The following is a 16,523-nucleotide window of genomic DNA, read 5'->3' as shown; positions in this document are numbered from 1 at the left end:
CTGCGTGGCCTCCGGGCAGTCCTCATTTCAGTCTTATCCAAGGATCGGGTGTGGCTGGGACCGTGAATGATCCAGCCAGCACCCTGCCCCGGCTTGGCAAACTGTTGCCGCTCGCTGGCCCGAATGCCCAATGGCTTCGGAACAACGTGGCATCAGCCCACCGGTCAGTCACGGCACCCGCCACCACCGCCCGCACGTTACAGGCAATGACTTGAGAGTACCGGTCTCCAGTCGCCGCAGTGTCTCGCGATACACCCGGCTGTGAAGACGAGGATATTCTAGGCATGGGTTCAGAGACCATTGAGAAAAGAATCTGCGAAAAAATCGAGATTTTTTCAAAAATCGTACAAGTCATTGAATTTTAATGGTTATTTATTAAAAAAAGAGAACTTCGCACTTAACTCAGCAGAAAAGCCCTGAAATCATTCACATTCGTGCCAGTCGGCCCGGGTGCGAAGATGTCTCCGGCAAGTTGGAACGCTGTCCATGCATCATGCGCAGACAGCAGCGCGCGGGCATCACCACCGGAGGCGCGGATGCGGGTGATGGTGTCCCCATCGCAGAAGGCACCGGCATTGTCTTCGGAGCCGTCTATGCCATCGGTATCGGCAGCGAGTGCGGTAATTCCGTCAACGCCTTGCAAATCAAGCGCCGCAGACAGCAGGAATTCCGAGTTGCGACCGCCCTTGCCATAGCCGCCATTGCCGATCGTCACCGTGGTCTCCCCGCCGGATAGAATCACCAGCGGCTTGTCGAAGGCACCGCCAGCGGCAAATTCGCGCGCTAGTGCCGCGTGCATGCGGCCAATGTGCTTCGCCTCCCCCTCGATACTGTCTGACAGGATCAACGGGTGGACGCCGTGCTCGCGTGCAAGCGCCGCTGCCGCCTGAAGGGAAACGCTGGCGGATGCGATGACGTGCACTTCGTTGCGCGCAAAGGCGGGGTCGGTCGCTTGCGGTGCTGATGCAGCAGCAATGCTGCGAAGAATCGGTTCGGGTAGATCGATGCGAAAATCTCTGATAGCCCGCATCGCGTCCTCGGCATTGCCAGCATCGGGCACGGTCGGGCCGGATGCGACGAAGGCGGGATTGTCGCCCGGGACATCGGAAACCACGAGGCTGACGACACGGGCCGGATGCGCCAAGGCCGCCAGCCTGCCGCCCTTGATACGCGAGAAATGTTTGCGCACGACATTCATGGCCGAAATCGGCGCGCCGGATGCCAGTAGCGCCTGATTGAGCGCAATCTCATCCGCCAGCATAAAGCCCTGCGGAGGAGCAGGCAGCAGCGCGGAACCCCCGCCGGAGATCAGCGCAATCACCAGATCGTCTTCGCTGAGGCCACCGACATGCGCCATCAAGGCTTCAGCCGCCACGATACCGGCCTCATCCGGCACTGGATGGGCAGATTTCAGGACCCGCGTTCGCTCACACTGCGCAATCGGCCCATGGCGGGCCACCACCAGCCCATCGAACGGATGCGTCCACGCCCGCTCGAAAGCCTGCGCCATCTGGCTCGCCGCCTTGCCAGCACCGACCACTACGGTACGCCCCTTGGGTGGCTGTGGAAGGTGACGCAGGATCGCCTCGTAGGGGTCCGCGGCCTTGACCGCAGCAACGAACAGCTTTTCCAGAAATGCGCGCGGATCGGCAATCAATTCAGGTCTCCATCGGGCAGGCGTCGAGTTCAGTCTATTGCCGCAACATGACCGTGGGAAAACGGCAGTGCAAGGCCGGAAAGAGCGGAATTGAACTTCACCCACGCTCGCGCGTTCGGGTTTCATGCGAACGAAAAGTGAGGAAGCCGATGTCCAACACCGAAAATCTCGGGCCGGAATATCACAACAACAAGGATAAGGAACGGCTACGCGGCCGCCGCATCGTCTGGTCCCGCCGCAAATCCAAGCCTTGGACCCTGACATTCATCGTCATCGGCGTGTTGATCGTAGCAGCCAGTGCGACAGCAGTAACCTATCTGGTGACATCGCATCCGGGCAAGCCTGAGCCGAATGTCGGGCTGGAAACGCAGGCGCAGCCTTCGAGGTGAGCCGACGGCTTTAAATGATCGACGGCTTCCGCCTGCTAAACCAGCAACTGAGCCCCAAACTGGGCCTCATACAACCGACTATACGGCCCCTTGCCTGCCAGCAGTTCTCCGTGGTTGCCCGTTTCCACAATGCCGGTTTCGTCGACCACTACGATGCGAGAGGCGTCGCGGATGGTGGCGAGGCGGTGGGCTATGACGAGGGTGGTGCGTCCTTTGGCGAGTTCGGCGAGTGAGGCCTGAATGGCGCGCTCGGTTTCGGTGTCCAGCGCGGAGGTTGCTTCATCCAGAATGAGGATGGGTGGGTTTTTGAGGAACATGCGGGCAATGGCCATGCGTTGTTTCTGGCCGCCGGAGAGCTTCACGCCGCGTTCGCCGATGACAGTATCCATTCCTTCAGGCATATCCTTTATGACGTCATCCAACCGGGCGCGACGGGCCGCTTCCCAGATGTCGGCTTCGCTGGCACCGAGGCGGCCATATTCGATGTTTTCGCGGATGGTGCCGCCGAACAGGAACACGTCCTGCTGGACGATGCCGATCTGGCTGCGCAGCGAGGTCAGCGTCATCTGCCGGATATCGATGCCATCGATGCTGATTGCGCCGCCGGTGACTTCGTAGAAGCGGGGCAGCAGCGAGCACAGTGTCGTCTTGCCAGCGCCCGAAGGTCCGACGAAGGCCACGGTTTCGCCTGCGCGGATGGTAAGGTCGATGTTGTTCAGGACCTGCTTGCCATCGCTATAGCCGAAGCTGACATCGCTATAGACGATTTCACCGCGAAGATGGGACGCCTCGATGGCGCCGGGTGCATCGGCAATATCCGGGTCGGTATCGACCAGTTCGGTAAAGCGGCGGAAACCGGCGATGCCCTTGGGGTAGGTCTCGATGACGGAATTGATCTTTTCGACCGGGCGGAAGAAGACATTGACCAGAAGCAGGAAGCCGACGAAGCCGCCATTCGTCAGATCACCCGTCAGCACGAACCACGCGCCGCAGATCATGATGATCATCTGCGTCAGGCGCATGCTCATATAGCTGAGCGAGGTGCTGGCGGCCATGATCTTGTAGGCGTTGAGCTTCGTCTGGCGGTAACGCTGATTGTCTTTTTCGAACAAGGCGCGTTCATGGTCTTCATTGGCGAAAGCCTGCACGACGCGCATGCCGCCGACATTTTCTTCGATTCGCGCGTTGAAGGCGCCGACACGACCGTAAAGCGAGCGGAAATTGTTGGTCATGCGGGTGCCGTAACGGCTGGTGACCCAGGCGGTGATCGGCACGATGGCTGCTGTGACCAAGGCCAGTGGCACGTTGACGGACAGCATCAGCAAGAACGCGCCGATGAAGGTCATAATGGCGATGAACAGGTCTTCCGGGCCGTGATGCGCGACCTCGCCGATTTCCTCGAGGTCTTTGGTCAACCGCCCGACAAGATGGCCGGTCTTTTGATTGTCGAAGAAGCGGAAGGATAGTTTCTGCAAATGGTCGAAGGCGTGCCGCCGCATATCGGTTTCGATATTGATGCCCAGCATATGCCCCCAATAGGTGACGATGGCCATCAGCCCGGTGTTGACAACATAGATGACGAGAAGACCGATGGAGGCGAGCAGGATGATCTGCCAATCCCCGGCGGGCAACAGCACATCCACGAAGACCTTGACCGCCATGGGAAAGCCCAACTCCAGAAGGCCGGAAAGGATGGCGCAGGCGAAATCGACAATGAACAACCCACGATAGGGACGATAATAGGAAAAGAAACGGCTGAGCATGACCACGTCCAGAGCGGCCTGTTTCGCCGCAGAGTTCTAAAATGTGACCTCAAGTCTCATATTTGTTAGAACAGGCCAAGGCATGTTGCGTTATTTTTACCAAAATCGTGCAATAAAAGCGAAGGACAATATAAAAACGAAATGCTGATGGAATATGCTGTGATCTGCACGCTAAATGATGGCAGAGTGCAATTCTCAGGGGAATGCGAGAGAGACGCTGGTGAGTAACGCAGACAATCAACGAAAGACCAGCGAACCAAGATGGCTTGGTCCCGCAACACATGCGCGCACGGCTCTCGTGCCATCCATTTCTGCTGCCCGCTGGCTTCTGGTTCTGATTGTCGCTGCCGGTATCTACTTCTTCTACGGGTTTCTGGTGCCGGTTCTGGCCGCGCTGGTCATCGGTTTTGCCAGCTGGCCGGTTTATCGCGAATTGCTGCGCCGGGTTGGCGGCAACAATTCCATTGGCGCAACCATTGCCTTACTTCTCATCATCGCCTTCCTGATCGTGCCGATTTTCATCGCCGCCTCCTACACAGCAAGCGAAATCCGCGAGTGGTTTGGCTGGGCCGTGGAGGTCAACAAGGTCGGCGCGCCGGTGCCCGACTGGATAGCAGCGCTGCCGGGTGTCGGCGCGTGGATGAGCGAGCAATGGGTTCGTTATGTCGGCACGCCCGGTGCCATCGGCGAAGTCATCCAGCTCGTCAGCGGTGCGAATATCGGCAACATCTATCGCGCCATCGTGGCCGCCGGTAATGGTGCATTCCACCTGATTCTGACGCTGCTGTTCATGCTGATCGCACTGTTTTTCGTCTATCGAAACGGCGTCAGCTTTGCCCGCCAGATCGATCTGGTGGGAGAGCGCATTCTGCCGACGCGCTGGGAGCGCATTTCCCGCGTCGTCCCTGCCACCATCAGCTCAACCGTCACAGGCATGACGCTGATCGCGATTGGCGAAGGCATCATTTTAGGCGTGGCCTACTGGATTGCGGGTGTCCCCTCACCCGTCACGCTGGGTGTTCTGACCGGCGTCATGGCGCTGATCCCCGGCGGCGCGCCGCTGTCGTTCACGCTGGTGTCGTTCTATCTCGTTGCCAGCGGCTCTGTCGGTGCGGGTATCGCCCTGTTTGCCTGGGGCTCGGTGGAACTCTTCATCGTCGACAAGACCATTCGTCCGCGCCTCGTCGGCGGGCCCATCAAGCTGCCCTTCCTGCCGACCTTCTTCGGCCTGGTCGGCGGCGTCAAAACCATGGGCTTTCTCGGCCTGTTCATTGGCCCGGTACTGATGGCGCTGCTGGTTGCCGTGTGGCGCGAATGGGTGCGCGAGGTCGAGATTTCGGCTGTCGAGGGTGAGACGATCGAAGCGAAGGCCGACATTGTCGAGCCGCCTCCGCTGCGCAAAACGGCGTCCTAGAGCTTCATTTCCATAAACATACTGAGCGGATCGGGCTTGTAGGGCGCAAATGGCTCGATCTCAGTAAAGCCCGCCTTGCGGTAAAGTCCGATGGCTTCCGGCTGGCTGATGCCGGTTTCAAGCCGGATGGCGGAGAGGCCGAGGCCCTGCCCGCGCGCAATCAGTGCATCCATCATCATCTGGCCGATCCGCAGGCCGCGCGCCGAGGGATCGACGAACATGCGCTTGATTTCCGCCGTGCCGTTGCCCGCCTCCACCAGCGCGCAGCAACCGACGATCTGACCATCATTGCGCGCCACGAAGAAGGATACGGCGGGCCTTTCCAGCTTATCGATATCGACCATATGGTTGCTTTCCGCCGGATAGAGCGACGCCATATAGGCGTTCGACATTTCCATGAGGCGCAGCACGTCTGGCTGGCGTGGCGGTTCAAGCTTGATTTCGACTGGCATGCTGGTTCCCATTAATATTTTGCGAAGTCCGATCTTTGCGTCGCATTAAGACTGCAATTTCGCTAGATCATGGACACGTCTTAAGACAATTCTTCTGCGAGAGGCAACAGAGCGACAATGAGAACAGCGCTTGTTTTGATGACCATTCTGGGCTGCGATGACACCGCGACCGATTGCCAGCACATCGCCACGCTGCAGCAGCGCTGGACGAGTATCGAACTGTGCGATGCCGAATCGGAAAACAAGCTCGGCCAGTTCGTGAATGCGAATTATCCGGTTATCGTTGCCGTGTGCCAAACGCCGGAAGAGCCGAAGACGGATATCGCCAAGGCCGATCCGCAGACACCCGATTCGGCTGCGCCACCGGCGCTGGCGCCGCAGGAAGAACAGACGCTGACACAGAAAGCCATCACCCGCGTACGCCGCATTCTGCCTTCGACAGAGGGCGTGAAGGAAGTGCTGGGCAAGCCGGTGCGCATGGTGGAAGACAGCTATTCCTGGATCGCCCGTCGACTGTCGAAATAAACGTCAGGCGGCCTCGGCGACCAGAGTGGAATTCAGCGAACGGGCGCGGCTGCGCTGCTGGGCCATCTGAAGTTTCTCGACCATATGCACCAGCTCGCGCATGGTTGCGTCCGCGCTGGTGTCGGAAAATTTCGCCAGAAGGCCGGAGGACAGCTCAGCAACCGGGTTGGCGTAAGGGGTCTCAGCCACCTGGCGCCAGAGCAGCGTTGCCTCCATGAAGATATCCAGCACGGCACCGAACAGCCCGGTGGACTGGAACAGTGCCTTCATGGCGTGGTGGCGGCCCGTGGCCAGAATGGAGCGCACCTGCCGCTCTTCAAGGCCAGACAGGTTGGAGATGGCTTCGGCGAAGAATGCCAGCTTGCCGGAGCAGAGCAGGTTCATCAGGAAGGCGGGCGTCAGGTCGCCCCTTGCGCGAAGATGCTCGACCAGAAGCGGCATGGCCTCGCCCGTCACATCGCCCGCAATCAGCACGGTTGCAGCTTCCGACGCATCGCGGATGACGCCGGACAGGCGTGCGGGCTGCATGGCGTAACAGACAAGGTTCGAGGCGGCCAGCGCGGCCCCGATATGGCCGACAATGGCGTAGCGCACATCAGCGGGAAGATCGTCACGGTGCAGCAGGAGGTCGCGGATTTCAGCATCCTGCGCATAGCGCTCGGCAACGCGCCGCAGCGTAAACGGCGTGATGCGCGCGCTGCTGTTTTCCAGCAGGATCGACAGCTCCATGAGGTCGCCGATTTCGGCCAAGGCCGCACAGGCGCCAGGCTCCAGAAACGGGCGGGCGGCAACCATGGAGCGGGTCATGGCCGTGCCGTTGCCAACGAGATCGACCAGATCCGTCTCCCGCAGCACGGGCGAATGGATGATGACGACGCAGGCGATATCCGGCTGGTCTTCGGCCAGTGCAAAAATGATAGGACGTGGGGCAACGGGCGAATAGGCCAGAGTTTCGGCCAGCGCCAACCGCACCTTCGGCGATGGATCGTCCAGCAGAAAGGTCATCGCCTCATAGGCGCTGTCTTGCCGGTCCTGCGGCAGGGTGGATTGCACATACGCCTGCGCAAGTGCCGTCGCCGCCTTGGACCTATCGCCAGACCGCGCCTTTTCAGACCACCGAAGAAATGCTTGTACGATCACCCTGCGCCCCAACACCAGACATACCAACTGTATCTGGCAGAATCGACGCTCCATGAATCGGGCTCTGCCTCTGTTTCGAACCTAGGGGCAAAAGGTTTACGTTTGGTTCACCATATTCATTAACTGGGTGGTGGTTGGATTGAGGTTCGAAGCAATTCTTCCTTCCGTCATCCCAGGGCTTGCCCCTAGGATCTAAACACGCTTCTGGGGATGCTACGTCGGTAGATCCTAAGGACAAGCCCTAGGATGACGGAAGTGGGTGTGTGATGGCGGCGCCCTAAAGCTAGGCTACAGGTCTAAGACCCTCAGCGTTGGCCGGGGCGTGTGAGCTGGAACACATCCGTCCCGCCATCGCAATAATCGCGGTAACCCATGCGGGCGATGGGGCGGGCTCGGGCCATATCGATGCGCCCGTTTTCGATGACGCTCTCATCGAGATGGATGCCCACGACCTGGCCGAATACGATCCAGGTCTGCGTTTCGACGCCATCGACATCCACAGGGCGAATGATTTGCGTGACCCGGCATTCCAGTGCGGCATAGGCCTCTGCCACATAGGGCGCATCCACCAGCTCGCCAGCCTTGGCGGTGAGACCGGCGATGTCGAATTCGTTCACGTCGTACTCGACAGGGGCGGACGATGCGTTCATCTGTTCCACCAGATGCCTGCTGACGAGGTTTGCGGTGAAGACACCGGTTTTCTCGACATTACGCACGCTATCCTTATGGCCGCTGGAGGCGAACATCACCAGTTTCGGTGTGTCCGACACGGCGTTGAAAAAGGAATAGGGCGCGAGATTGAGCGTGCCATCCCTGCCCTTCGAGCCGATCCAGCCGATGGGGCGCGGCGCGACGATGGCCTTGAACGGATCATGCGGCAGGCCATGGCGGTTGGTATCGGTCGCGTAAAACATCAGGCCTCACCCACCCATGTCACGACATCGGCCAATTCAGGGCGCGGACGCTCGACTGCCGGGAATGTGGTGGAGCCGATATAGATGAAGCCAGCGATCTTCTCGTCAGCATTCACGCCCAGCGCCGGGAAAAGGGCTTCGTCATAAGACACCCATTCCGTCAGCCAGTTGGCAGCGAAACCGTTGGCATTGGCTGCAAACAGCATATTGAGGCAGACCGCGCCTGCGGACATGACCTGTTCCCATTCCGGGATTTTGACATGCGGCGCGGCTGTGCTGACAACGGCGACAACGACGGGCGCGCGGGTAAAGCGCGTGCGTTCGACTTCCTGATAATCGGCACCGATATCAGGTGTTTTTTCAAGCGCCCGCTTCAGTACGGCTTCGCCCAGCCGCTGGCGCTCTTCGCCGCGATAAACGATGAAACGCCAAGGTGCCAGCTTTCCATGGTCGGGCACGCGCACTGTCAGGCGCAGAATTTCCTCGATCTGTGCCGTGTCAGGACCCGGCTCGGTCAATTGCAATGCGGGGGTCGAACGGCGGACATTCAAATAATCGATGAGGGAGATATTGTCTTTCATGACAGAAGCGTTCCATTGTCGTACATATGAAATCAAGGGCCTTGAAATAGCCACCGGGTGGCGTTTGAAGTGGTCCTCGAAGAACAAGAAGTCAATGCGGTTGAGAGAAATGACGTCCATCAAAATTGCGACTGGCCTGTGCGTGGCGCTTGTTTCGACCGCGCTGCCAATGGGTGTTGCCTTTTCGCAGGATGCATTCAAGGACTTCAAACAGCTTGGCGGCACGCAGAAAATGCCGAAGCTGAACGCCTTTACAGCGCCTGCGGCACCGGATGTCGAAAAAACCAGCTCCCGCGATATCGTCATGGAAGCCAAGCTGACCAATGAAGGCGAGCCGATGATGGAAGGACTGGCATGGCGCGTGTTCAGCCCCATCCCCGGCCCTGACGGCAAGTTGCCGATGCTGGCAAGCTCCGATGGCGGCTCTGCCGAGTTCCACCTGTCGCCGGGCGATTACTTCGTCAACGTCTCCTTTGGCCGCGCGGGCGTGACAAAGAAGCTGAACGTGCCCGCCAGCGGCAAGATCGACAAGCAGGTGCTGATCCTCGATGCGGGTGGCTTCGTGCTGAACGCAGTGGCAGGAACCGACAAGCGTATCTCGCCGGGCCAGCTGAAATTTTCGGTCTACTCCTCCGACACGCAGGAAGATGGCGAGCGCCGTCTGGTGATGTCGGATGTCAAACCAAACACCGTGATCCGTCTCAACGCAGGCACCTACCATGTCGTCTCCGAATATGGCGGCATCAACGCCGTCGTGCGCGCCGACATTCAGGTCGAAGCAGGCAAGCTGACGGAAGCAACGCTTCAGCACCACGCCGCACAGGTCACGCTGAAACTCGTCTCCGAGCACGGCGGCGAAGCGATTGCCGATACCGCCTGGTCGGTGTTGACCGGCTCCGGCGACCTCGTCAACGAGAGCGTCAGCGCCTTCTCCACCATGGTGCTAGCCGACGGAGAATACACCGCCATAGCCCGCAACAAGGACAAGGTCTACCAACGCAACTTCAAGATCGCATCAGGCCAGGATTCGGACGTCGAAGTGCTGATGAAGGACCAAGCCCCCGACGATACGATGGGTGATTTTGAGTAGCGAAATTCCAAAGCAATTGGCGAAGCGACGTGATGGCTGCAGAAATTTATTACACTGCGTCTGAAAAACTAAACCAGCTCCAAAACCTCATTCGGACAATCGATGACTTGCTTCCCACTCTGGAGCAAACGGCATTTTTCCGTAAGAATATCCCTGACCTAATTGAAGCGCGGGACACCGCCAAATTCTTAATGGAAAAAGATGCCTCGCAAGTTGAACTGAATTCACTGGCGGATGGAATACCCATAATTTTATCACCGAAATTCGACCCGCCGTTAGAGCACTCCGAAAATGGTGATTTGCGAGCGGCAGAATGGTTTGAAAAATTCCTTGTCAAATATGAGCCTTTTGCAGCGGCTCGGCAAAAAATCAGAGAAATCGGCTACTTAACGTGAAAACGGCGCCCTAGGGCGCCGTCAAACAAGTTGTTAAGCAGCTTTCGCCTTCGCAGCCTTCGCCGCACGCTTGCGCTTCACATCCGGTGGTGTCGCCTCATCCACGAGGTTGGTAATCGCCTCTTCCAGAGTATAGGAGGTCTGGGCCTGCGAGCCCAGGCGGCGGATGTTGACGGTGCGTTCTTCGGCTTCCTTCTTACCGCAGACGATGATGACCGGGACCTTGGTGACCGAGTGTTCACGGACCTTGTAGTTGATCTTCTCGTTGCGGAAATCGGTTTCTACCGACAGACCTGCATCGCGCAGGGCTTCTGCCACCTCGCGACCGTAGTCATCGGCATCCGATGTGATGGTGGCGACGACGACCTGCTGCGGCGCGAACCAGAGCGGCATGTGACCGGCGAAGTTCTCGATGAGAATGCCGAGGAAGCGTTCCATCGAACCGCAGATGGCGCGGTGGATCATCACCGGCTGGCGCTTTTCCGAGGCTTGATCGATGTAGAAGGCACCGAAGCGTTCCGGCAGGTTGAAGTCCACCTGCGTGGTGCCGCACTGCCATTCGCGACCGATGGCGTCTTTCAGCGTGTATTCGAACTTCGGACCGTAGAACGCGCCCTCGCCCGGCAGAATGTCGGTCTTGATGCGGCCTTCGGATTGCTCTTCGATGGATTTGAGAACGTCGGTCATGACGCTTTCGGCACGGTCCCAGACTTCGTCGGAGCCGACCCGCTTTTCAGGGCGCGTGGACAGCTTGACGACGATTTCTTCAAAACCGAAGTCTTTGTAGACCGACAGGATGAGATCGTTGATGCGCAGGCATTCCGCGGCCATCTGCTCTTCCGTGCAGAAAACGTGGGCGTCGTCCTGCGTGAAGCCGCGTACGCGCATCAGGCCGTGCAGCGCGCCGGACGCCTCGTAACGGTGGACATTTCCGAATTCTGCAAGGCGAACAGGCAGTTCGCGGTAAGACTTCAACCCATGCTTAAAGATTTGAACATGGCCTGGGCAGTTCATCGGCTTCAGCGCGAAGACGCGGTTATCCGCTTCCTCATCCTTCGGGTGGGTGAAGGCGTAGGCCGATTTTACGGCGAACATGTTTTCCTGATACCAGCCCCAGTGACCCGAGGTTTCCCAAAGGGACGCATCCAGCACCTGCGGCGCGTTGACTTCCTGATAGGTGCCTTCGAGGTTGCGGCGCATATAGGCGGTCAAAGTCTGGAACATGCGCCAGCCCTTGCCGTGCCAGAACACGACGCCCGGACCCTCTTCCTGAAAATGGAACAGGTCCATTTCGCGACCGAGCTTCCGGTGATCGCGCTTTTCGGCTTCGGCCAGAATGTGGAGATACTGGTCCAGCTCTTCCTGCGTGGCCCATGCCGTGCCGTAGATGCGCGTCAGCATCGGGTTGTTGCTATCGCCACGCCAGTATGCACCGGCAACCTTCATCAGCTTGAAAGCCGTGCCGATCTGTCCAGTGTTGGCCATATGCGGGCCACGGCAAAGGTCGAACCAGTCGCCCTGATAGTAGATCTTGAGGTCCTGCCCCTCGGGAATGGCATCCACGAGTTCGACCTTGTAGCTCTCACCCTTGGCGGCGAACACTTCCTTGGCCTTTTCACGCGACCAGATTTCGCGCGTGAATGGCTTGGAGCGACCGATGATTTCCTTCATCTTCTTTTCGATCTTCGGCAGATCTTCCGGCGTGAAGGGCTCGTTTTTGGCGAAGTCGTAGTAGAAGCCATTTTCGATGACGGGGCCGATGGTGACCTGCGTGCCGGGCCATAGTTCCTGCACGGCTTCGGCCATAACGTGGGCTGCATCGTGGCGGATCAGCTCAAGCGCACGCTTGTCATCACGGGTGACGATCTCGATCTTGCCATCGACGATGGTGTCTGAGAGGTCGCGCACAGTGCCATCCAGCGCAATCGCGACGGCTTTCTTTGCAAGCGACTTGGAAATGGATTCGGCAACATCGCGTCCAGTCGTGCCGGGGGCATACTGGCGAACGGAGCCATCGGGAAATGTTAGAGAAACGGCGTCTGACATTATAATTCTCCTGTCCAGTCCCGCCAACGAATGCGGGTGGTTTTCATGTAAAATCGGTCGGTCGATCGTGATTAACCGAGGCGGGTATTTAAACGTGTTCGCCGGATGGGTAAAGGCTCATTGCTGGCCGGAATGAGAACGAAAGTACCGCCATGGCAGATACCACTTCTGCCGTGCGTCCAGCTTTTCAGCCACCGGATCAAACCCGCTGGTGCCACCGGGTCCGCAGCGGGCGACGCGAAAAAGCGTCAACCAGCCGCCCGCCCAGAAGCCATGGCGAGCAAAAGCCTCATATCCATATTCGGAACAGGTGGGAATGTGGCGGCAGGAATTGCCGACGAAGCCGGAAAAGGCGAGTTGGTAGAAGCGGATGAGGCCCATGCCGAGAAGACGTCCCGGCGTTCTGGCAAAGGGGCCGGACCAGTTACGGGTTTTCGGCGTCTTATCGGGGTGCTGGCAGTTCGGATCGTTGCACACAGCTTAAGCCGGAAGGCGCTGCTCGGCCTCGATCTGGTCAAGACAGTCGCAGATGGCATCAAAGGTGAGCATGGTGGAGGCGTGACGGGCTTTGTAATCCTTGACGGGTTTCAGGATGCGCATATCCACAAAGCGCCCTTCAGGCCCCTCGCCGCCTGCCGTCAGCATGGCCAGCATGTCGGCGCGTGCTTGACGCACCTCGCCGCTGGTTGCGCCGACAACGTTGTTGGCCATGATGGAGGACGAGGCTTGCCCCAGCGCGCAGGCGCGCACCTCATGGGAAAAATCCGTGACCACACCATCGGCAAGCTTGACGTAAACCTTGACCTTGGAGCCGCAGAGCTTGGAATGTTTCTGCGCGCTGGCATCCGCATCCGGCATGGGACCGGTCAGCGGAATATTGCCGGCGAATTCGAGAATGCGGTTGTTGTAAATATCGTCCATTGGCTGGTCCATTCGCGCAGGATTGATTTTTCAAACACTGTGTCATCAGTGGCAAGGCTTTTCTGCACGGGCGTCACCATTATATGTTACGACACATCGTCGTCATCAAGGTGCCGTGAATTTAATCCTTCCGTCACCGTTTTCGTGACCACAGACTTGCCAAATTGCCTGAAACCAACCAGATAGCAGGCGCGGCAACTTTGTACTCATGCCGTAACCTAATATTCAGGTGCGGATTTTCAACCGTGCCGGGAGACCAAAAAGATGGATGCTATCGTGAAGAATTTCCCCGGTGCAGGCACAAAGAACGACGCGGTCGATACGCGCCCCACACAGGCGGAAGCCGAAGACGCCGTGCGCGTTCTGCTTCGCTGGGCGGGCGACAATCCCGAACGCGAAGGCCTGCTCGATACGCCCAAGCGCGTGGCCAAGTCCTACCGTGAGCTCTTCGGCGGTTATGATCTGAATGCCAGCGACGTTCTGGGCACCACCTTCGAGGAAGTCGGCGGTTACGACGACATCATTCTCGTGCGCGACATTCCGTTCTACTCGCATTGCGAACACCACATGGTGCCGATCGTCGGCAAGGCGCATGTCGCCTATCTGCCCGCAGGACGGGTTTTGGGATTGTCCAAGATTGCCCGCGTGGTCGAAATCTACGGTCGCCGCTTGCAGACGCAGGAAACGATGACGGCGCAAATCTCGCAGGCCATCGAGACGACGCTGAAGCCACGCGGCGTGGCCGTGATGATCGATGCCGAGCATATGTGCATGTCCATGCGCGGCGTACAGAAGCAGGGCTCCACCACGTTGACGACCAGCTTTACCGGCACATTCAAGTCCGAACCGGCCCAGCAGGCCCGATTCATGACGATGGTCTACAATCGCTAAGATTAAGATCGATCTGACAGGGCGGCGCTGGCCGCCCTTTTTGATTTCTGCCAAGGCAATTCTTTGCCGCTTGTCATCAGAGGTTTCCATGTCTTCGATATTTCCGCCCGCGCCTGCGGACAAGGAAGAGCTTGAGTCGTCGGGTGCCTTCACACCGAAATTCGATGCCCACGGCCTCGTCACCGCCGTCGTGACGGATATCAAGGACGGCGAGTTGCTGATGGTGGCGCATATGAATGCGCAGGCGCTATCGCTGACGCTGGAAACAGGCATTGCGCATTATTACAGCCGCTCACGCGACAAAATCTGGAAAAAGGGCGAGACCTCCGGCAACCTCCAGACCGTGCGGGAACTGCGCACCGATTGCGATCAGGACGCCATCTGGCTCAAGGTTTCGGTCGCAGGCCACGATGCAACCTGCCACACGGGTCGCCGCTCCTGCTTTTACAGGACTGTGACATTGGAAAACGGTCAGGCAATCACCACAATTACCGACGATAAGCGCCACTTCGACCCGGCGGAAACCTACGGCACCGCATCTGGACAGACTGGTCCGAAAAACTGATTATTTCCATTCCCTGCGCTCTTGTTACGATTATTATAGGAGTTGGCACAGTAAACTATAGATTGAGTGCATCTGCTTGGGAGTGAAATGGATGTTGGGTTGGGGATTGAACCGGGAAAATCCGGCAGCGATGGCGGCCTTGGAAAAGGTCGAACAGCAAAACTCTGCGCCCCTACCCAAAATTCCCGATAACCGCATTGCGCTGGCACTGGGCGGCGGCGCCGCACGGGGCTGGGCCCATATCGGAGTTCTGCGGGCGCTGGATGAGGCGGGCGTGCAGATCGGCATGATCGCGGGCACCTCCATCGGCGCGCTGGTGGGCGGCTGCTATCTGGCAGGCAAGCTGGACGAACTCGAAGAATTCGCGCGATCGCTCACCATGCGCCGCATTGCCGGTCTTCTGGACCTGACGATTGGCGGTGGCGGCCTGTTTGGCGGCATGCGGCTGACCAAGCGCATGCAGGAACACCTCGTCGGCCTCAACATCGAAGACCTCGAACACCCCTTCATCGCCGTGGCAACGGAGCTTAAAACCGGGCACGAGGTGTGGGTGCACCAGGGCGACCTGATCACGGCGCTGCGCTCATCCTACGCCCTTCCCGGCATTTTCGAACCGGTGCGCTGCAACGGCAGAACGTTGATCGACGGCGCGCTGGTCAACCCGGTGCCTGTCTCCGTCTGCCGCGCCTATGAACAGACGCTGGTGGTGGCGGTGAACCTTAACTACGACATTTTTGGACGCTCCGCCGTGGTCAAGCACGGTGCAGGGCAAGCCAGCGGCGAACCCTTGCCCAAAGCACCATCCGAAACAGCACGCGTGGGCCTGCCCGGCGTGATGGTGCAGGCATTCAACATCATTCAGGACAGAATTTCCCGCTCGCGCCTTGCCGGTGACCCACCGGACCTGGCGCTGCATCCGCGCATCAACCACATAGGCCTGTCGGAATTCCACCGCGCCGCCGAATCGATCGAGCGGGGCTATGAGGAAACACGGTCGAGAATACCGGAACTGAAACGGATGCAGCAGGTGTTTCAGGGGTGATTGTGTCGAAAGGCATAATGAACGCCCTCCTCTTTCCGTCATTCCGGCGTTGAGTCGGAATCCAGCAGCGCCGCGTCTGCGGTGCGAAAGAGTCTTTTGCGATCAAGGACTTGATCGCGCTGGATCCCGCATCAAGTGCGGGATGACGGAGAACTTAGAGCTTTAATTCGGAAGAGCGGTCAGGGACGTCCCAAATCTCCACCCTACCCCGCAATATAAGCCTTGATGTGCTCCGCTTCGGCTTCGACCTCGCTGATGCGGGCCTTCACCACGTCGCCGATGGAGATGATGCCGACGAGGCGACCGTTGGTTTCCACGGGCAGATGGCGGAAGCGGCCGCCGGTCATGAGTTCCATGAGATCGTCGGTAGTAGAGCCCTCGTGACAGCGTGTCACGTTCTTTGTCATGACATCTGCCACTGTTACCTGCAATGCGCCTGCGCCGTGGCTGGCGATGGCCTTGACCATGTCGCGTTCCGTGAAAATGCCGAGAATGGCACCCTTCTCATCGACCACAACGACGGCACCGATGCGGTGTTCGTGCAGGGTCACGGCGGCATCGCCCAGCGACATGCCGGGATCGACAGTCACCACATCGCGGCCCTTGAGATCGAGAAGCTCTTTCACAAATACAGGCATATTGTCCTCCTTGTCCGACGGTCCTAGACACCGCGCGCCGCGTATCCTCCACAAACGCACGGTCAGGCTGGATGCCAATGGTGCGCCAGCGGACCATCGA

The 16,523-nt window shown here is 58.8% G+C and carries 18 protein-coding genes; 8 read left to right on the top strand and 10 right to left on the bottom strand.

What is annotated here, in order from left to right:
- Window positions 1–397: 397 nt before the first annotated feature.
- Window positions 398–1,657, bottom strand: coding sequence for a glycerate kinase type-2 family protein (locus tag QRN55_RS09340; protein ID WP_284776496.1), 1,260 nt, complete (start codon window positions 1,655–1,657; stop codon window positions 398–400).
- Window positions 1,658–1,806: 149 nt separating this feature from the next.
- Here QRN55_RS09340 and QRN55_RS09335 point away from each other — a divergent pair, with 149 nt between their 5' ends.
- Entirely contained in the window at window positions 1,807–2,046 is a 240-nt protein-coding gene (locus QRN55_RS09335; RefSeq protein WP_111838082.1) for a hypothetical protein, read from the top strand.
- Window positions 2,047–2,081: 35 nt separating this feature from the next.
- Here the strand turns inward: QRN55_RS09335 and QRN55_RS09330 are convergent, their stop codons facing one another.
- A complete protein-coding gene (locus QRN55_RS09330) occupies window positions 2,082–3,809 on the bottom strand; it encodes an ABC transporter ATP-binding protein (RefSeq protein ID WP_284776495.1) in 1,728 nt (575 codons plus the stop codon).
- A 220-nt stretch (window positions 3,810–4,029) separates the two neighbouring features.
- Here QRN55_RS09330 and QRN55_RS09325 point away from each other — a divergent pair, with 220 nt between their 5' ends.
- Window positions 4,030–5,223 (top strand): AI-2E family transporter, encoded by a 1,194-nt coding sequence (locus tag QRN55_RS09325; protein ID WP_233121272.1) that lies wholly within the window; start codon window positions 4,030–4,032, stop codon window positions 5,221–5,223.
- On the opposite strand, the gene QRN55_RS09320 is transcribed toward QRN55_RS09325, so the two are convergent.
- On the bottom strand, window positions 5,220–5,675 hold the full coding sequence (locus QRN55_RS09320) for a GNAT family N-acetyltransferase (protein ID WP_284776494.1): 456 nt from the start codon (window positions 5,673–5,675) through the stop codon (window positions 5,220–5,222). The genes QRN55_RS09325 and QRN55_RS09320 overlap by 4 nt on opposite strands.
- A 117-nt stretch (window positions 5,676–5,792) precedes the next feature.
- Between QRN55_RS09320 and QRN55_RS09315 the strand changes: the two genes are divergently transcribed.
- Entirely contained in the window at window positions 5,793–6,200 is a 408-nt protein-coding gene (locus tag QRN55_RS09315) for a hypothetical protein (protein WP_284776493.1), read from the top strand.
- A gap of 3 nt (window positions 6,201–6,203) precedes the next feature.
- Here QRN55_RS09315 and QRN55_RS09310 read toward each other — a convergent pair whose 3' ends face one another.
- From QRN55_RS09310 to QRN55_RS09300, 3 genes are all read right to left on the bottom strand, one after another.
- Window positions 6,204–7,394: a DUF2336 domain-containing protein gene (locus tag QRN55_RS09310; RefSeq protein WP_284776492.1), complete on the bottom strand. Its 1,191-nt coding sequence runs from the start codon at window positions 7,392–7,394 to the stop codon at window positions 6,204–6,206.
- Between the two features lie 251 nt (window positions 7,395–7,645).
- On the bottom strand, window positions 7,646–8,254 hold the full coding sequence (locus tag QRN55_RS09305; protein WP_284776491.1) for a flavin reductase family protein: 609 nt from the start codon (window positions 8,252–8,254) through the stop codon (window positions 7,646–7,648).
- A complete protein-coding gene (locus QRN55_RS09300; RefSeq protein WP_284776490.1) occupies window positions 8,254–8,835 on the bottom strand; it encodes a nitroreductase family protein in 582 nt (193 codons plus the stop codon). Before QRN55_RS09300 ends, QRN55_RS09305 begins: the two co-directional genes overlap by 1 nt.
- Window positions 8,836–8,944: 109 nt before the next feature.
- Here QRN55_RS09300 and QRN55_RS09295 point away from each other — a divergent pair, with 109 nt between their 5' ends.
- Entirely contained in the window at window positions 8,945–9,925 is a 981-nt protein-coding gene (locus QRN55_RS09295) for an RgsD C-terminal domain-containing protein (protein ID WP_284776489.1), read from the top strand.
- Between the two features lie 32 nt (window positions 9,926–9,957).
- A complete protein-coding gene (locus QRN55_RS09290) occupies window positions 9,958–10,320 on the top strand; it encodes a hypothetical protein (protein ID WP_284776488.1) in 363 nt (120 codons plus the stop codon).
- A 33-nt stretch (window positions 10,321–10,353) separates the two neighbouring features.
- Here the strand turns inward: QRN55_RS09290 and thrS are convergent, their stop codons facing one another.
- The 3 genes from thrS to QRN55_RS09275 all read right to left on the bottom strand — a co-directional run bounded on the left by thrS (window position 10,354) and on the right by QRN55_RS09275 (window position 13,287).
- Entirely contained in the window at window positions 10,354–12,366 is a 2,013-nt protein-coding gene (gene thrS / locus QRN55_RS09285; RefSeq protein ID WP_284776487.1) for a threonine--tRNA ligase, read from the bottom strand.
- 117 nt (window positions 12,367–12,483) lie between these two features.
- Window positions 12,484–12,843: a membrane protein insertion efficiency factor YidD gene (yidD, locus tag QRN55_RS09280; RefSeq protein ID WP_284776486.1), complete on the bottom strand. Its 360-nt coding sequence runs from the start codon at window positions 12,841–12,843 to the stop codon at window positions 12,484–12,486.
- 3 nt (window positions 12,844–12,846) lie between these two features.
- Window positions 12,847–13,287, bottom strand: coding sequence for an iron-sulfur cluster assembly scaffold protein (locus QRN55_RS09275; RefSeq protein ID WP_111838444.1), 441 nt, complete (start codon window positions 13,285–13,287; stop codon window positions 12,847–12,849).
- A 264-nt stretch (window positions 13,288–13,551) separates the two neighbouring features.
- Between QRN55_RS09275 and folE the strand changes: the two genes are divergently transcribed.
- The 3 genes from folE (at window position 13,552) to QRN55_RS09260 (ending at window position 15,785) form a co-directional block, all read left to right on the top strand.
- The gene (folE, locus tag QRN55_RS09270) at window positions 13,552–14,178 is read left to right on the top strand and encodes a GTP cyclohydrolase I FolE (RefSeq protein ID WP_111838072.1); all 627 of its coding nucleotides are present in this window, start codon (window positions 13,552–13,554) and stop codon (window positions 14,176–14,178) included.
- A gap of 88 nt (window positions 14,179–14,266) precedes the next feature.
- Complete coding sequence (hisI, locus tag QRN55_RS09265; protein WP_112498777.1) at window positions 14,267–14,743, top strand: phosphoribosyl-AMP cyclohydrolase; 477 nt, start codon at window positions 14,267–14,269, stop codon at window positions 14,741–14,743.
- Window positions 14,744–14,834: 91 nt separating this feature from the next.
- The gene (locus tag QRN55_RS09260) at window positions 14,835–15,785 is read left to right on the top strand and encodes a patatin-like phospholipase family protein (RefSeq protein ID WP_112498776.1); all 951 of its coding nucleotides are present in this window, start codon (window positions 14,835–14,837) and stop codon (window positions 15,783–15,785) included.
- Window positions 15,786–15,988: 203 nt separating this feature from the next.
- Here QRN55_RS09260 and QRN55_RS09255 read toward each other — a convergent pair whose 3' ends face one another.
- The gene (locus QRN55_RS09255; RefSeq protein WP_284776485.1) at window positions 15,989–16,423 is read right to left on the bottom strand and encodes a CBS domain-containing protein; all 435 of its coding nucleotides are present in this window, start codon (window positions 16,421–16,423) and stop codon (window positions 15,989–15,991) included.
- Window positions 16,424–16,523 lie beyond the last annotated feature (100 nt).

The sequence above is a fragment of the Agrobacterium sp. lyk4-40-TYG-31 genome, assembly GCF_030209855.1.
GTDB lineage: Bacteria > Pseudomonadota > Alphaproteobacteria > Rhizobiales > Rhizobiaceae > Agrobacterium > Agrobacterium vaccinii.
This window is presented reverse-complemented; position numbering and strand designations above follow the sequence as displayed.

Excerpts from the sequence above, each read along its gene's own strand:
- QRN55_RS09330 (WP_284776495.1), bottom strand. The coding sequence starts at position 3,809 with ATGCTCAGCCGTTTCTTTTCCTATTATCGTCCCTATCGTGGGTTGTTC.
- hisI (WP_112498777.1), top strand. The coding sequence starts at position 14,267 with ATGTCTTCGATATTTCCGCCCGCGCCTGCGGACAAGGAAGAGCTTGAG.
- QRN55_RS09320 (WP_284776494.1), bottom strand. The coding sequence starts at position 5,675 with ATGCCAGTCGAAATCAAGCTTGAACCGCCACGCCAGCCAGACGTGCTG.
- QRN55_RS09290 (WP_284776488.1), top strand. The coding sequence starts at position 9,958 with ATGGCTGCAGAAATTTATTACACTGCGTCTGAAAAACTAAACCAGCTC.
- QRN55_RS09260 (WP_112498776.1), top strand. The coding sequence starts at position 14,835 with ATGTTGGGTTGGGGATTGAACCGGGAAAATCCGGCAGCGATGGCGGCC.
- QRN55_RS09305 (WP_284776491.1), bottom strand. The coding sequence starts at position 8,254 with ATGTTTTACGCGACCGATACCAACCGCCATGGCCTGCCGCATGATCCG.
- QRN55_RS09315 (WP_284776493.1), top strand. The coding sequence starts at position 5,793 with ATGAGAACAGCGCTTGTTTTGATGACCATTCTGGGCTGCGATGACACC.
- QRN55_RS09295 (WP_284776489.1), top strand. The coding sequence starts at position 8,945 with ATGACGTCCATCAAAATTGCGACTGGCCTGTGCGTGGCGCTTGTTTCG.
- QRN55_RS09275 (WP_111838444.1), bottom strand. The coding sequence starts at position 13,287 with ATGGACGATATTTACAACAACCGCATTCTCGAATTCGCCGGCAATATT.
- folE (WP_111838072.1), top strand. The coding sequence starts at position 13,552 with ATGGATGCTATCGTGAAGAATTTCCCCGGTGCAGGCACAAAGAACGAC.
- QRN55_RS09335 (WP_111838082.1), top strand. The coding sequence starts at position 1,807 with ATGTCCAACACCGAAAATCTCGGGCCGGAATATCACAACAACAAGGAT.
- QRN55_RS09310 (WP_284776492.1), bottom strand. The coding sequence starts at position 7,394 with ATGGAGCGTCGATTCTGCCAGATACAGTTGGTATGTCTGGTGTTGGGG.
- QRN55_RS09255 (WP_284776485.1), bottom strand. The coding sequence starts at position 16,423 with ATGCCTGTATTTGTGAAAGAGCTTCTCGATCTCAAGGGCCGCGATGTG.
- thrS (WP_284776487.1), bottom strand. The coding sequence starts at position 12,366 with ATGTCAGACGCCGTTTCTCTAACATTTCCCGATGGCTCCGTTCGCCAG.
- QRN55_RS09300 (WP_284776490.1), bottom strand. The coding sequence starts at position 8,835 with ATGAAAGACAATATCTCCCTCATCGATTATTTGAATGTCCGCCGTTCG.